This is a genomic window from Nocardia tenerifensis NBRC 101015, from assembly GCF_000308715.1.
Classification (GTDB): domain Bacteria; phylum Actinomycetota; class Actinomycetes; order Mycobacteriales; family Mycobacteriaceae; genus Nocardia; species Nocardia tenerifensis.
Map to the genome: position 1 here is coordinate 96,021 of NZ_BAGH01000300.1, position 14,588 is coordinate 110,608.

Sequence of the window (14,588 nt, forward strand, 5' to 3'; positions counted from 1 at the left end):
GCCTGCTCTAAGCGAGCCGTTTTTCCGGCCGGTGCTGTCGTCGTTGTTGCCAAAACAATCCCAATCCCTCTCGGACGCGCTCGACGTCCTCGGCGGTTCCCATGAGTTCGAAGCGATACAGGTACGGCACCCCGCACTTACGCGAGATCACGTCGCCCGCACAGCAGTAGGTATCGCCGAAGTTCGTGTTGCCCGCCGCGATCACGCCACGCAGCAGGGCGCGGTTGTGCGGATCGTTGAGGAACTTGGCGACCTGCCGCGGCACGAAATCCTTGTCGGATCTGCTCCCACCCAAAACGTGCCGACCGCCCCCGTAGGTGGGGACGATCAGCACGTAGGGTTCGTCGACGCGCAGCGAATCGGCGGTGTGCAGTGGAATGCGAGTCGCCGGGAGACCCAGCTTCTCGACGAAGCGATGCGTGTTCTCCGAGGCGCTGGAGAAGTAGACGAGCGCGGTCCCGGTGGACACGGTCACCTCTCCTCTCGGAGGAACGGAAAGCGGAAGCGGTCAGGCCGCCACGGTGGCGAGCGACTTGATGCGGTCGGGGCGGAAGCCGGACCAGTGGTCCTCACCGGCCACCACGACCGGCGCCTGCAGGTAACCGAGGGCCATGACGTAGTCACGCGCCTCGTCGTTCTCGGAGATGTCGACGACCTCGTAGTCCACCCCGGCCTTGTCGAGGGCCTTGTAGGTGGCGTTGCACTGGACGCAAGCGGGCTTGGTGTACACGGTGACGGTCATTGGTATCCCTCTTCTCCTTGTGCCTGATCCACAGCCTGTGATCCGTATGCAGTGCTTGTCGACCTTGCTGCGCAAACTCCTGGATCTGGCTTCGAATCCCCTGTTCAGCCCCTTCGGGCCGATGCTCACAGAGCGGGGTGCCATGCCGTCTTCCAGTACCGAAGACACTACACCTAGTGGCCGACAGATTCATACAACACGACATGTTGCGAGTCACAAAGATGAAATTCGACGGCGGTAAGTCCCTGGCCGCTCGATTCGCAACCCGACACGACCGTGGTGCAGATCACAATTTCGTACCGTAGCTCACTTCCAGCAAACTATCGGGACAGACGGAGAGGGCCACCTCCACCCGTGTGGAAATGACCCTCTGAATGACCGGTCGGGAAGCTTACACCGCGGCCAGCTCGCCCCGAGTGGCCTGCACCAGCTCGTGCACGGTGGCCGCCAGCGCGGTGAGCGCCTCGGCATCCTCGCGCGGGTGCGTCACGCCGAAGCGCTCGCCGATCGTGGCGAAGTGCAGGTGCGCGGACTCCACCACGCTCGCGCCGGCCACGCCCAGCGACTTCACCGTGTCGCCGTGCGCCCACTGCGCGGCGTTCGGGCTGATCGACGCGCTGATCACGGCGGTCGGCTTGCCCTTGAGCGCGCCGGCGCCGTACGGCCGGGAGGCCCAATCGATGGCGTTCTTCAACACGCCCGGCAGGGTGCCGTTGTACTCCGGGGTCGCGATCAGCAGTCCGTCGGCGGCGGCGACGGCGTCGCGCAGCGCCTGCGCGGCTGCGGGGACGACACCCTCGGCATCGAGGTCTTCGTTGTAGAAGGGGATGTCGGCGAGCCCCTCGTAGACGGTGATCTCCACGCCCTCGGGGGCGGTCTGCACGGCGGTCTCGGCGAGCTGCCGGTTGATCGAGGCGGCGCGAAGGCTTCCGACGAGAGCGAGGATGCGGGTCTGGGCCATGACGACTCCTGGTGTACTGAAGGTGTGGTGTCCGAACTTTCACAGATGACTAACCGGACCATGGTCCGATTACTTCCCTCGGAAATGGCGTGAATGCTGTGAGCTACCCCACACCCGATCTCCCCGCGCCTCGGGCGCGTCCGCTGCTCGGCGTCGGTGCGCCGCTGCCGGGCGCGGCCGGACCCACCGAGCGCGCCGACGCCGCCCGCAATCGGCAGCTGCTGCTCGACGCCGCTCAGCAGTTGGTGCGCGAGCAGGGGGTGGACAGCCTCACCATGGACGCGCTGGCCAAGCGGGCCGGGGTCGGCAAGGGCACCGTCTTCCGCCGGTTCGGCAACCGGTCGGGCCTGCTGATGGCGCTGCTCGATCACTCAGAGCGCAAAGCCCAGGAGGCGTTCATGTTCGGGCCGCCGCCGCTGGGGCCGGGCGCGGCGCCGGTGGACCGGCTCGTCGCGTTCGGCCGGGCGCGGCTGCTCGACATCGAGGTGGAGGGCGAGCTGTATCGCGCCGCGGAGGTCGGCGAGGCGGGCGAGCGCTACTCGGGCGCGCCGTACATGTTGCTCAAGGCGCACGTGTCGATGCTGCTGCGGCAGGCCGGGATGTCCGGCGAGATCGCGTTGACCGCGGACAGCCTGCTCGCCTCGCTCAGCGCCGCGCTGATCATGCATCAGTTGCGCGCGCAGGGGTATACCCGCGAGCAGATCGGCGACAACTGGGAAGCGATTGTGCGCCGCGTTGTCACAGGGTGAATCGACAGTAAAGTGGGCTGCCATGCGGAACCTGCGCGAACAGATCATCAGCGAGTTGGGCGTTCGACCGAGCATCGAGCCGAAGGAAGAGGTACGACGCCGGGTCGATTTTCTCAAGGACTACCTGAACGCCACTCCCGCAAAGGGTTTCGTGCTGGGCATCAGTGGCGGGCAGGACAGCTCGCTGGCGGGCAAGCTGTGCCAGCTGGCCGTGTCGGAGCTGCGCGAGGAGGGCGGCGACGCGACGTTCGTCGCCGTGCGCCTGCCCTACGGCGTGCAGTCCGATGAGGCCGACGCGCGCACCGCGCTGCGCTTCATCGAGCCGGACAAGACGGTGTCGGTGAATGTGCGGCCGAGCGCGAACGCGACCGCGGGCGAGGTGGCCTCCGCGCTGAAGATCGACAAGCTGCGCGATTTCGTGCGCGGCAATGTGAAGGCGCGGGAGCGGATGGTGATCCAGTACGCGATCGCCGGTCAGGAGAACCTGCTCGTCATCGGCACCGATCACGCGGCCGAGGCGGTCACCGGCTTCTTCACCAAGTACGGCGACGGCGGCGTCGATCTCACCCCGCTGACCGGGCTCACCAAGCACCAGGGCGCCGCGCTGCTGCAGGAACTCGGCGCGCCGGAGAGCCTGTGGTCGAAGGTTCCCACCGCCGACCTGGAGGACGACCGTCCCTCGCTCCCCGACGAGGAGGCCCTCGGCCTGACCTATCGCGAGATCGACGACTATCTCGAGGGCAAGGACGTCACCGACGAGGTCGCGAAGCGCATCGAGTCGATCTATCTGAATACCCGGCACAAGCGGACCGTGCCGGTCTCCCCGCTCGACACCTGGTGGCGCGAGTAGCCACCGCTCGTCAGGGCGTTCGCGGCCCCGGCGTCGCCGCCCGCTCGACTTCCGCCAGACGGCGGGCCAAGAAGCGGCGCACCTGCTCGTTCGGCGTGCGATCCAGCGCCGCACGGTAATTCGTCGCGGACTCCGCGTAGCGACCCGCTCGGCGGAGCAGGTCGGCGCGGGTGGCCGGGACGAGGTGCGCGGCGGCCAGTCGGGGATGGCCGGCCACCTCGTCGAGGGCGGCGAGACCGGCGTCGAAGCCGTGCAGGAAGCCCACGGCGATGGCGCGGTTCACCGCGACGATCGGGGAACCGGACTGGGCGAGCAGCGCGTCATAGCTGGAAACTATTGCGGCCCAATTGGTTTCCGCGAAGGTAGCGGCGGTGGCGTGGGCGGCGGCGATGCGGGCCTGAAGCAGGTAGGGGCCGTTACCGTCCGCCGCTGCCGAGACCAGACAGCGCAGCCCCGCCTCGATCCGGTCGCGATTCCACCCACGCCGGTCCTGCTCATCGATCGGCACCAGTTCGCCTTCGCCGCAACGCCGTTGGCTGCGGCGGCTGTCGTTGAGCAGCATCAGGGCGAGCAGTGCGCGCGCCTCCGGCTCGTCCGGCAGCAGCGCGCACAGCAGCCGCCCGAGCCGAATAGCCTCGTCGCACAACTCGTCTCGGATGGCCGCGGGACCCTCGGTGGCCGAATACCCCTCCGTGAACACCAGATACACGCAGGCGAGCACCGCGGGCAGCCGCTCCGGCAGGAGCTGAACGGGCGGCACCCGCAGCGGGATGCCCGCCGCGCGAATCTTCGCCTTCGCGCGGGTGAGGCGTTGCGCCACGGTGTGTTCCGGCTGCAGGAAGGCCCGCGCGATCTCGACGGTCCGCAAGCCGCACACCAGCCGCAGCGTGAGCGCGACCCGTGACTCCGGCGACAGGGCGGGATGGCAGCAGGTGAAGATCATGCGTAGTTGATCGTCCGGCACCGGCGTCACGTCGGGCTCCTCGTAGGGCGCGGCCGACCGGATCGCGTCGTATTCCTTGGCACCCCTGGCCGATTCGCGCCGCACCCGATCCAGTGCGCGATTGCGCGCCGCGGTGGTGATCCAGGCGCCCGGATTCACCGGCACGCCGCGCTCCGGCCAGCTGCGCAGCGCGTCGGCGAACGCCTCGTGCACCGCGTCCTCGGCCAGCCCGATATCGCCGACCAGCCGCGCGACGGTGGCGAGGGCCCGGCCGAACTCGGCACGGTAGATGCCGTCGATCGTCTCGGCCGGGCCCGTGCGCACGGTCAGAAACCGACGTTGACGATTCGGCGAACTTCGGTGCGTCCCTTGTCGCCTCGCGGAATCCGCTGCGCGAGCTCCGCGGCCTGCTCCCGGCTCGCCGCCGTGAACACGTACAGGCCGTCCACCACCTCGGCGCCCTCGGTGTACGGGCCGTCGGTCAGCAACAACTTCCCGTCCCGCTCGCGGACGACGGTCGCGGTCTCCGGTGGTTGCAGCGCCCCGGCCCCCTGAATCGCCGCGCCGGCATTTTCCGCGAACCGCTGATGCTCGACGGCCATCTTCTCCCACTCGGGCGTGCCGGGCGCGACGATATCGCCCTGCGGCTCCCACAGCAGCGCCGTCCACCAGTCGTCGCCCGGCACCGTGTGCGGCGACCACATCACCATCGGCCGCACCTCCACCGAACCGCGCGCCGCGGCCGGAACCTTCCTGGCGAGTTGGATCGCCTCGTCCAGATTCGCGCACTCGAAAACATAGAAGCCGCCTACGACCTCGGCCTGTTCGGTGAACGGGCCGTCGGTGACCAAGGTCTTCCCGCCGTCGCGGCGGACCGAGATCGCGGTGTCCGGCGGATACAGCGCCGCGCCGCCCGCGATCGCCCCGGCCGCCTGCTGCTCGAACTCCGCGTACTTCGCCACCCCCGCGTCGAACTCCGGCGTCCCCGGCCGGGCTCCCTCTCCGCCGCCCACCAGCGTGGCCAAATAGTGCATGGTCGCCAACCTTTCTCGAAGGGAGAGGCCCGATGCCCTTCCCTACCCAGACGACGAACACCGCACGGCTTTCTCTACACGGCGCGAAATATTTCTACTCCGGGTCGCGGATCAACCGCCCGCGAACGGCGGGAGAACGTCCACGCGCGGCGTCAACGCCGCCTCCGGGTCCCTGGTCAGCTCGTCGCCGACGAGGTAGGCGCACACCGCCAGCATCTTGTCGAGGTCGGCGCCGTACGAGGCGGACAGCGTCGAGCGCAGGTCGGCGACGGTCGCGCCGACGGGAAGGTCGAGGGTCTCGCGATCCTTGCCGACGGCGTCGGCGATGGCGGCGAAGTAGCGGATCTCAACCACCGATGGCTCCCATCGTGCGTTCGGGCGGGACGAAGCCCTCGGCGTCGATGCCGTGGCCCGCCCACTTGTTCCACATCGCGCCGCGCCACAGCGTGGCGAGTTCGGCGTCGTCCGCGCCCGAGCGCAGCGCCTGGCGCAGGTCGTACTCCTGGTCGCTGAACAGGCACGAGCGCAGCATGCCGTCGGCGGTGAGGCGGGTGCGGTCGCAGGTGTCGCAGAACTTGCGGGTGACCGACGCGATGATGCCGACGGTCGCGGGTCCGCCGTCGACCAGCCAGGTCTCGGCGGGGGCCGAAGGGTCGTCGCGGCCGGCCGCGGTGAGCTCGAAGCGCTCGCCGAGCACGTCGAGCAGCTCCGCGGCGGTGACCATGTTGGCGCGGGCCCATTCGTGGTCGGCGTCGAGCGGCATCTCCTCGATGAACCGCAGCGTGCACTCCTCGTCCAGGCACCACTGGAGCAGATCGGCTGCGCCGGAGAGCGTTTCCCGCATGAGCACGGCGTTGATCTTCACCGGGGCCAGCCCGGCGTCGCGGGCGGCCCGGATGCCGGCCAGCGCCGAGTCGAGTCGATCGCGCCGGGTCAGCTCGGCGTATCCGGCTCGATCGACGGTGTCGAGCGAGACGTTCACCCGGTGCAGTCCGGCGGCGGCGAGGCCGCGGGCGCGGTGCTCGAGTCCGACGCCGTTGGTCGTCATGGCCAGCGGCGTGCCGGGCACCTGTTCGTGGCAGCCCGCGATGATCCGTTCGAGGTCGCGGCGCATCAGCGGCTCACCGCCGGTGAACCGCACCTCCTGCACGCCGAGTTCGCGCACCGCCAGGCGCACCAGACGCACGATCTCCTCGACCGTCAGCAGTTCGTGCTGCGGTATCGCGGGCAGGCCCTCCTCGGGCATGCAGTACGTACAGCGCAGCGAACACTTCTCGGTGATGGACACCCGTAGATCCCGGGCGACCCGCCCGAATCGATCGAGCAGGAACGGCGTGTCGGGGCGGCCGTCGAGCGAGGGACGCCCGGAACGCACGGCAGGTATCCCCATCTCGACCAGAGTCACCCGTCCATTATGACCTCCGCGCGCTCGCGGTCAGCCGCGGAAGGTACGGAATCGCGCACCGCGCGCGGCACGAGTTTGTGAGGTTCCTACAAGCCGGACGGCCGATGTACCGCGCCCGCTGGACGTTAGGCTGGCCCACATGAATCCTCGGCCCGCCAGCGTCTCGGCCCGGCCCGTCGACGAGTACCGCGGCGATATCGAACAGCTGTTGCGTCCGCTGGCCGCGCGCTCGGCCGACACCGTCCCGGTGCCGCAGGCCCTCGGCAGGCAACTCGCCGAGGACGTCCGCTCGCCCCTCGATCTACCGGTGTTCCGCAACTCGGCCATGGACGGCTACGCGGTGCGGGCCGAGTCCGTCGCGGTCGCGCCGGTGACGCTGCCGCTGGCCGGCGTCGTCGCGGCGGGCAATGCCGGGCAGAACCCCTTGCCGCCCGGCGCGGCGATCAAGGTGATGACCGGCGCGCCCATCCCGCCCGGCGCGGACTGCGTGATCCCGGTGGAGGACGTGCGCGCGGGCGAGGACGCGATCACCGTCGAGCGTGGCCGCAGCGCAGGCGAATTCGTGCGCGAGGCCGGTACCGATGTGCGGACGGGCGACCTGCTGGCGCACGCGGGCACGCGGCTCGAGCCGCGGCACATCGCGGCCCTCGCCGCGGTCGGCCTGCCGAGCGTGTCCGTGTTCCGCCCCGTCCGGGCCGCGGTGATCACCACCGGTGACGAGCTCGTCCCGGCGGGCAGCACGCTGCACCCGGGACAGATCTACAACTCCAACGGGATCGCGCTGGCGGCCGCGCTCGGTGCCAACGGAGTCGAGGTCGTCTCGGTCGCGCACAGCACCGATGAGCCGTCGCAGTTCCGCAAGCTGCTCGACGCCGCGACCGGCGCCGCCGACGTCGTGTTCACCTCCGGCGGGGTGTCCAAGGGCGATTTCGAGGTCGTCAAGGACGTGCTCGAGCCGCTCGGCGGGCGCTTCGGCTCGGTCGCCATGCAGCCGGGCGGGCCGCAGGGGCTCACGGTCGTCGACGGGGTTCCGGTGCTCAGCTTCCCCGGTAATCCGGTCAGCACGATGGTGTCGTTCGAGGTGTTCGCCCGGCCGATCCTGCGCGCGCTCGCCGGGCTGCCCCCGGTCGACGGCTACCGCCTCCCGCTGCGCGACGAGGTGGCCCGGTCTCCGCAGGGCAAGCGGCAGTTCTTGCGCGGCAAGCTGATTCGCGCGGCCGACGGAGATCCGCCGACGCCGGAGGCGGTCGAGGTGGTGTCCGGGCCCGGGTCGCATCTCGTCGCGGGCATGGCGTGGGCGGACGTGCTGATCGATGTCCCCGCCGAGGCGACCTCGCTGCCCGCGGGCGCCGCTGTGCGAGTGTGGTCGCTGTGATCCGTTCCAGGAGTAATCGATGAGCGAGTTGTCCCATGTGGACGGCGAAGGCCGCGCCCGCATGGTCGACGTCAGCGCCAAGTCCGACACCACCCGCATCGCGGTCGCCGAGGGTGAGCTGCTGACCACCGCCGAGGTGGTCGCGCTGGTGCGGGCCGACGACATGCCGAAGGCCGACGTGCTGTCCACCGCGCGGATCGCGGGGATCGCGGGCGCGAAGAAGACCTCGGAGCTGATCCCGCTCTGCCATCAGCTCGCGTTGTCCTCGGTGAAGGTCGAGTTCGGCTTCACCGAGTCGAGCATCACCATCGAGGCGACGGCGAAGACCAAGGGGCCGACCGGTGTCGAGATGGAGGCGTTGACGGCGGTCGCGGTCGCCGGGCTGACGCTGCACGACATGGTGAAGGCGGTCGATCCGGCGGCGACGCTCAACGGGGTGCGGTTGCTCACCAAAGAGGGTGGCAAACGCGGACATTGGGTGCGTCCCGAGGCCGACGAGATTCATGAGGACGCCGCGGGCGATCCAACCGACTCTCCCGCAACCGAGATCGCATCACATGATGTGAAACATGTTGCGCCGGAAGCTATCTCGGGCGACCTTTGCGCAGTGGTCCTCGTCGCCTCGACGGGAGCCGCCGCGGGCACCCGCGTAGACACCACCGGCCCTGTGCTAGCGGAATGGCTTGCCGGGCTGGGCTTTTCAGTGCGCGGCCCGCTCGTCTACGCCGACGCCGACATCGCCTTCGGATTGGCCGACGCGCTGCGGCTCGAACCGGCACTGGTGATCAGCACCGGCGGCACCGGCGCCTCCCCCACCGACGCGACCCCGGAGGCCACCCTCGCCGTGCTCACCCGCGAACTGCCCGGCGTCGCGGAGGCGATCCGCCGGCGCGGCACCGCGAAGTTCCCCCTCGCCGCGCTGAGTCGCGGCGTCGCCGGGCTGGCCGGCCGGTCGGTGGTCATCAACCTGCCCGGCTCCCCCGGCGGCGTCAAGGACGGCATCGCCGTGCTGGAACCGCTGCTCGACCATTTGCTCGCCCAAGTCGCCGGAGGCGGAAACCATGACGACAACTGAGCCCGCCGTCCGGCTGGCGCACATCAGCGACCGGCCGCTCGACGCCGCCGCGGTCGAGGAGGCGGTGACCGGGCCGCACTACGGCGCGGTCGTGGTGTTCACCGGCAAGGTCCGCGACCACGACGGCGGACAGGCCGTGGCCGCGCTCGAGTACTCCGCGCACCCGGAGGCCGCGCGCTTCCTGCACCGGGTCTGCGCCGAACTGGCCGACTCCACCGGGCTGCCGGTCGCCGCCGTGCACCGCGTCGGCGCGCTGACCATCGGCGACGACGCGATCGTGGTGGCCGTCGCGGCCGCGCACCGGGCCGAGGCCTTCACCGCCTGCGCCGCGCTGGTGGACCGGATCAAGCACGAGGTGCCGATCTGGAAAAGACAACTCTTCGCCGACGGATTATCCGAATGGGTCAACGCTTGCGGTTAACCGATCCGTGACGCAAACCCCATGACGAATCAACACGCCGGAGATAGCGTTTTCGCACACGCAGTTCGCCGGAGGCGCGGGAGGACGCGATGGGTACCGATCAGGTTTTGCTGCACCGGTTCGTCATCTCTCAACTCAGTGCGGCCGGTCTCGACCGGGATCGGCTGATCCGCGAGACCGGGCTGCCCGAGTGGACGATGGCCGGCGACGACGTGCACCTGCCGAGCCACACCTTCTCCCGGCTGTGGGAGCTCGGCGAGCACGGGCTCGGCGATCCGGACGTCGCGCTGAATGTGGCCCGGCGCTACCGGCTTCCGTCGCTCGGCCTGTACGACTATCTGTTCTCCACCGCGCCGACGCTCGGCGCGGGTCTGGCGACCTGCGGACCCTACGTCACCGCGGTCACCACCAATCACCGCTTCGACCTGGTCGCCGAGTGCGAGGGCGAGGTGACGCTCTACCTCGACATGATCAAGGGCGAGGGCCGCGGCCGCGACCTCACCCAGCTGTGGGGGCTCGCCGCCGTGCTCAGCCGGGCCAGGCGGGTGGTCCGCGAACCCCTGGTGCCGCTGCGGGTTTCGCTGCGCCAGTCCGCGCCGGCCAAGGTGGAGACGTTCGTCGAGGTGTTCGGCACCACCGCCATCGAGTTCGACGCGCAGGTCGACGCCATGGTTTTTCGCGCCGCCGATATGGACCTGCCGCTGACCACCAGCGATCCGGTGCTCGCCGCGATCCTGCAGCCGCTCGCCGAGGCGCTGCCGCCACCGCCCCCGCTGGCCACCGCGTGGCCCGAGCGGGTCGCGGCGGCGCTGGCCGACGCGCTGGAGACCGGCGACGTCTCGCTCGATCAGGTGGCGCGCAGGCTGGCCACCAGTCCGCGCACGCTGCAACGCCGGTTGACGGAGGCGGGGACCACCTGGCGGCGGGAGCTGGACCGGGCGCGCACGGCCCGGCTCAGCGCGGCCGCCTCCAGTGGTCCGCTGAGCCGGTCGCGGCAGGCCGAGCTGCTCGGCTACTCCGACGCGGGATCGATGCGCCGGGCCGCTCGGCGGTGGTCGCAGTCGACCCGGGAGCGGCGGGCCGACCGGTTCGACTGAGCCGCACGGTCTCTGACTGAACCGCAGAGGTTTCGACTGAGCCGCACGCGTTATCAGTTGAGCCGCACGGCTTTTCGGCCTGGCCTCACGTTCTGAGGAAACGCGCCGCGATCCCCCAGAACGTGGCATTCTCGATCGTGCGGAAATCCCAGCTGTTGGCGACGGCGTGCGACTCCGCCACGATGCCGGAAACGTCGAAGTCGTAGCGCGTGGCGGTGCCCTTGGCCTCCAGCGCCTCGATCACATACGCGGTGGCGCTCTCCAGAGAATCTGACATGGAAAACTCCCATCGGTCGCAGAACGAAACATCTCGATCTGAATCGGTGCGCCGACCCGACAGCACGCGCGACATGTTCGCTCCATTGCGCACGTGCCGACGCGGCGGCCACCAGGACAGTCTCGTGTCCGCCCGTCGCCTCCGCCAGCACCGAACGCGCCAGTTTCGGGCCGAACGCGCCAAACTCGTCGATCAGTGCGGCGTGTAGCGCCAGACGCCCAGCAAGGTCTGCGGGTCGAGTACGTCGTCGGCGATCGTGTCCTGCAAGCGTTTCGTCGCCAGGTCGGGATCCATGCCCGCGCCGATCAACACCAGCCGGGTGGTGTGGGGCTCGCCGCGCGCCCAGTTCTGCGGCTCGAATACCAGGTGGCGGCCGACCAGGTGCATGCCGAACTTGCGGCGCTCGTCGGCGACGGCGAAGGCGGCGAAACCCTTGGCGCGGAACAGGCCCGGCGGCGGGTCCTCCAGGAAGGCGATCAGGGCGCGCGGGTCGAGCGGGCGCTCGCTGGTGAACGAGACGCTCAGGTAGTCGTCGTGCAGGTGCCGGTGGTCGGCGGGCTCGTGGTCGTGATCATGATCGTCGAGGAGCTCGTCGAAGCTCAATTGCTCTGCGACACGCGGTGTTTCGCGCAGCGGCTCGTCGAACAGGAGGTTTGGCGCGAGCCGGCCGTGCGTGGTCGCGTACACCGGCGCCGGGCCGACCAGCTCCGCGATGTCCTGCCGCAGCGCGCTCATGCCCGCGCCGGGCACGCGATCGGCCTTGTTGACCACGATTAGGTCTGCCAGCCGCAGATGCGTGAGCAGCTCGGGGTGGCGGGCGCTGCTCGCCGGGAACTGCTCGGCATCGACCACCTCGACCAGGCCGCCGTAGCGAATGCGCGGGTTGTCGCTGCCCACGACCATCCGAATGAGGTTGCGCGGCTCCGCGAGGCCGCTCGCCTCGACCACGATCACATCGATCTTCGCGCGCGGCTGCGCCAGGCGGGTGAACAGGTCATCCAGCTCGCTGACGTCCACGGCACAGCAGACACACCCGTTGCCGAGCGACACCATCGCATCGACCTGTCCGGCCACCAGCATCGAGTCGATATTGATCGCCCCGAAGTCATTGACCACCACGCCGATCCGCGTCCCTCGGCTATTGCGCAGTAGATGATTGAGCAGCGTAGTTTTCCCGGAACCGAGAAACCCCGCGACAATCACAACAGGAATCCGGTCAGCCACGCCGACCACCATACTGCGCGGCACGATCCCGCCGGAAAGGCGAATGCCGCCCGCCGGCCGAGAGGATCGACGCCGCCGTCGGCGCTCCTCTGCGGAACGATGACCTTCGCCGCCAACGCCTGAGCAGGGCGCCAGGTCCGCAGTGACAGGCCATTGTCCACACCGAAAGCTTCGAGCCGGCCGCATGAGCACGCTCGGCAGTTAGCCGTGATCTCGCTGCCCGACGACATGCCGCTCGAAAGCCGAGCGGCATCCGATGTCGGGTGGCGGTTCAACTCGATCGTCCGCGCTATTCGTCGGCAACGATGGACTCTGCCGACGAGGCGTAGGCCAGGTTTTGATCAGCCAGCGGTGAGGGCTTGTCGTTCATGCCGGGGGCGTGGCCGGCGTTGCCGCTGTCGTTCGACTCGATCGCGGCGCTCCTCAGGGAAGCGATGAGCTTGGCCGACGAGGCGTAAGCGGGGTCATCAACGCAGCGGTCACCACATCGTTGTCCATGCCGCGAACCTTTACGTGCCGCTCGATCGGCGGGGTACTCCTCGCCACCGCAGCCGCATGGGCATGGCCGGCGGCGAGTTCGAATCGCGCGGACGGAGGCCATGCGGCTGGAATGCCGAACGCCACCCGCGGACGGGTGGCGTTCGGGTTCGACGTCGGCGCTATTTGGCGGGGGCCATGAGCCGGGCGGCGAAGGCGTAGGCCAGGTTGATCAGTTCCGCGGTGACGAGGTTGTTGTCCACGCCGAGGGCTTTGGCCAGGGGCATGAGCAGGGTGAGCACCGAGTCCATGATCTGGCGGACGGCGGCCATGTCGGTCGACTCGTCCAGCGGTGACCAGCTGCCCGGTGTGGACTGCTGGGTGCCCGGCCACGGGGAGGTGCCCGGGTTGGTTTGGGCGCCCGGCGTCGAGGGTGTGCCCTGCCCCTGGGGTGCGGCTTGCCCCTGGGGGGCGGCTTGACCCTGGGGTCCGGTTTGGCCCGGCGGCACAGCCTGACCTTGGGGGCCGGTCTGACCCTGCGGTCCGCCCTGAACCTGTGGCGCCGCCTGACCCTGCGGCCCGAACTGCCCTTGTGGCAGGCCCTGTGGTGCGGGCTGTCCCTGCGGCGCGGTCTGACCTTGCGGCGCAGACTGATTGGGCGGCGCGGATTGGCTGTACGGTGCGGTCTGCCCTGGCGGGGCGACCTGGTCTTGCGGCGCGGACCGCCCCTCCGGCGCAGACTGACCTTGCGGCGCAGACTGGCCTTGCGGTGTGGCCTGGCCTTGCGGTGTGGCCTGGCCTTGCGGTGTGGCCTGGCCTTGCGGTGTGGCCTGGCCTTGCGGTGTGGCCTGGCCCGGCATGCCCTGACCTTGTGGTGTGGCCTGGCCCGGCATGCCCTGACCTTGTGGTGAGGCCTGGCCCTGCGGTGCGGCCTCACCAGGCGCGGCCTGTACGCCTCCGGGCGGCTCGGTCGACGCCGGATAAGGCTGCAATAGCGGCGAATTCATCTGCACCTGCGGCGCGGCTTGCTCCTGCGGGTCCGCCAAGGCCTGCAAACCCTGACCGCCCGCAGACGGTTCGGTCGACGCCGACTGCGACTGCGGCGCATCCAGTTGGAACTGCGGCATGACCCGCGGCCCGGCCAAAGCCTGCGGTGCCTGTGCACCCCCAAGCCACTCGATAAGCCCCGGATACAGCTGCAACAGCGGCAATTTCGGCTGCACCTGCGGCACGACCTGCCCCTGCGGCACCAGCCGCCCCTCCGGCCCGGCCGGCGCCGGCGGCACCTGCGCGACCCCCGGCGACTCACCCGACGCCGGCTGCGACAGTGGCGAACCCGATTGCGGCACCGCCTGACCCTGCGGCCCCGCCAAGGCCTGCAACCTTCGAACACCTTCAGCCGCGTCGATTGTTGCCGAATGTGGCTGTGATGGTGAGGAATCGGATGGCGACTGCGGCACCGCTCGGTCCTGTGGTGCCTGAGCGGCTCCGGGCGACTCGGCCGACGCCGCCTGCGACGGCAACTGCGGACGAGTCGGTTGCCCCTGCGGCCCAGCCAACACCTGCGACCCCTGGGTGCCTCCCGGCGACTCGGCCGACGCCGGATGGGACGGCAACTGCGGAGAGTTCGGCTGCCCCTGCGGCCCAGCCAACACCTGCGACCCCTGGGTGCCTCCCGGCGACTCGGCCAACGCCGGATGGGACGGCAACTGCGGAGAGTTCGGCTGCCCCTGCGGCCCAGCCAACACCTGCGACCCCTGAGCACCCTCAGGCGACCCGGCTGACGCTGAAAGTTGCTGCGACTGCGGCGAATCCGAGCGAGTCTGCTCGGTCGCCTGCCCCTGCGGCAGCGCTTGGCCCTGCGGGGGTGCGGCGGCTGGTGCATCCGCCGCACTGTTCGACGCCGAGTGTGGCTGCGGCGCGGTCATCGCCTGCGGTGCTGCTAGCGCGGGCGGTTG

16 protein-coding genes are annotated in these 14,588 nt (G+C 69.8%); 6 read left to right on the plus strand and 10 right to left on the minus strand.

Annotated features, from left to right (window positions below):
• Positions 1–7: 7 nt before the first annotated feature.
• The 3 genes from nrdI to ON39_RS23865 all read right to left on the minus strand — a co-directional run bounded on the left by nrdI (position 8) and on the right by ON39_RS23865 (position 1,703).
• The gene (gene nrdI / locus ON39_RS23855) at positions 8–469 is read right to left on the minus strand and encodes a class Ib ribonucleoside-diphosphate reductase assembly flavoprotein NrdI (RefSeq protein WP_040737721.1); all 462 of its coding nucleotides are present in this window, start codon (positions 467–469) and stop codon (positions 8–10) included.
• A 39-nt stretch (positions 470–508) separates the two neighbouring features.
• Complete coding sequence (gene nrdH / locus ON39_RS23860; RefSeq protein WP_040737689.1) at positions 509–742, minus strand: glutaredoxin-like protein NrdH; 234 nt, start codon at positions 740–742, stop codon at positions 509–511.
• Positions 743–1,133: 391 nt separating this feature from the next.
• Positions 1,134–1,703: an NAD(P)H-dependent oxidoreductase gene (locus ON39_RS23865; protein ID WP_040737690.1), complete on the minus strand. Its 570-nt coding sequence runs from the start codon at positions 1,701–1,703 to the stop codon at positions 1,134–1,136.
• 143 nt (positions 1,704–1,846) lie between these two features.
• Between ON39_RS23865 and ON39_RS23870 the strand changes: the two genes are divergently transcribed.
• On the plus strand, positions 1,847–2,452 hold the full coding sequence (locus ON39_RS23870) for a TetR/AcrR family transcriptional regulator (protein ID WP_040737722.1): 606 nt from the start codon (positions 1,847–1,849) through the stop codon (positions 2,450–2,452).
• Between the two features lie 22 nt (positions 2,453–2,474).
• A complete protein-coding gene (gene nadE, locus ON39_RS23875; RefSeq protein ID WP_040737691.1) occupies positions 2,475–3,302 on the plus strand; it encodes an NAD(+) synthase in 828 nt (275 codons plus the stop codon).
• A gap of 10 nt (positions 3,303–3,312) precedes the next feature.
• Here nadE and ON39_RS23880 read toward each other — a convergent pair whose 3' ends face one another.
• The 4 genes from ON39_RS23880 to moaA all read right to left on the minus strand — a co-directional run bounded on the left by ON39_RS23880 (position 3,313) and on the right by moaA (position 6,684).
• Positions 3,313–4,569: an RNA polymerase sigma factor gene (locus ON39_RS23880; RefSeq protein ID WP_040737692.1), complete on the minus strand. Its 1,257-nt coding sequence runs from the start codon at positions 4,567–4,569 to the stop codon at positions 3,313–3,315.
• Between the two features lie 2 nt (positions 4,570–4,571).
• On the minus strand, positions 4,572–5,279 hold the full coding sequence (locus ON39_RS23885; RefSeq protein WP_040737693.1) for a YciI family protein: 708 nt from the start codon (positions 5,277–5,279) through the stop codon (positions 4,572–4,574).
• 111 nt (positions 5,280–5,390) lie between these two features.
• Positions 5,391–5,633, minus strand: a complete 243-nt coding sequence (locus ON39_RS23890; RefSeq protein WP_040737694.1) for a MoaD/ThiS family protein — start codon at positions 5,631–5,633, stop codon at positions 5,391–5,393.
• Entirely contained in the window at positions 5,626–6,684 is a 1,059-nt protein-coding gene (gene moaA, locus ON39_RS23895; protein ID WP_040737695.1) for a GTP 3',8-cyclase MoaA, read from the minus strand. The genes ON39_RS23890 and moaA overlap by 8 nt, the downstream gene beginning before the upstream one ends.
• 139 nt (positions 6,685–6,823) lie before the next feature.
• On the opposite strand from moaA, the gene ON39_RS23900 reads away from it, so the two are divergent.
• From ON39_RS23900 to ON39_RS23915, 4 genes are all read left to right on the plus strand, one after another.
• Positions 6,824–8,059 carry a molybdopterin molybdotransferase MoeA gene (locus ON39_RS23900; protein WP_040737696.1) on the plus strand — a complete coding sequence of 412 codons (1,236 nt, stop codon included), beginning with the start codon at positions 6,824–6,826 and terminating at the stop codon, positions 8,057–8,059.
• A gap of 19 nt (positions 8,060–8,078) precedes the next feature.
• Entirely contained in the window at positions 8,079–9,134 is a 1,056-nt protein-coding gene (moaCB, locus tag ON39_RS23905) for a bifunctional molybdenum cofactor biosynthesis protein MoaC/MoaB (RefSeq protein ID WP_040737697.1), read from the plus strand.
• Positions 9,121–9,555 (plus strand): molybdenum cofactor biosynthesis protein MoaE, encoded by a 435-nt coding sequence (locus ON39_RS23910; RefSeq protein WP_040737698.1) that lies wholly within the window; start codon positions 9,121–9,123, stop codon positions 9,553–9,555. The genes moaCB and ON39_RS23910 overlap by 14 nt, the downstream gene beginning before the upstream one ends.
• Positions 9,556–9,644: 89 nt before the next feature.
• On the plus strand, positions 9,645–10,652 hold the full coding sequence (locus ON39_RS23915; RefSeq protein ID WP_040737699.1) for an AraC family transcriptional regulator: 1,008 nt from the start codon (positions 9,645–9,647) through the stop codon (positions 10,650–10,652).
• 85 nt (positions 10,653–10,737) lie between these two features.
• Here ON39_RS23915 and ON39_RS23920 read toward each other — a convergent pair whose 3' ends face one another.
• The 3 genes from ON39_RS23920 to ON39_RS48965 form a co-directional block, all read right to left on the minus strand.
• Positions 10,738–11,004 (minus strand): hypothetical protein, encoded by a 267-nt coding sequence (locus ON39_RS23920; protein ID WP_246002940.1) that lies wholly within the window; start codon positions 11,002–11,004, stop codon positions 10,738–10,740.
• A gap of 117 nt (positions 11,005–11,121) precedes the next feature.
• Positions 11,122–12,165 carry a CobW family GTP-binding protein gene (locus ON39_RS23925; protein ID WP_040737701.1) on the minus strand — a complete coding sequence of 348 codons (1,044 nt, stop codon included), beginning with the start codon at positions 12,163–12,165 and terminating at the stop codon, positions 11,122–11,124.
• Between the two features lie 647 nt (positions 12,166–12,812).
• Positions 12,813–13,757: a collagen-like domain-containing protein gene (locus ON39_RS48965; protein WP_157195508.1), complete on the minus strand. Its 945-nt coding sequence runs from the start codon at positions 13,755–13,757 to the stop codon at positions 12,813–12,815.
• Positions 13,758–14,588: the final 831 nt, after the last annotated feature.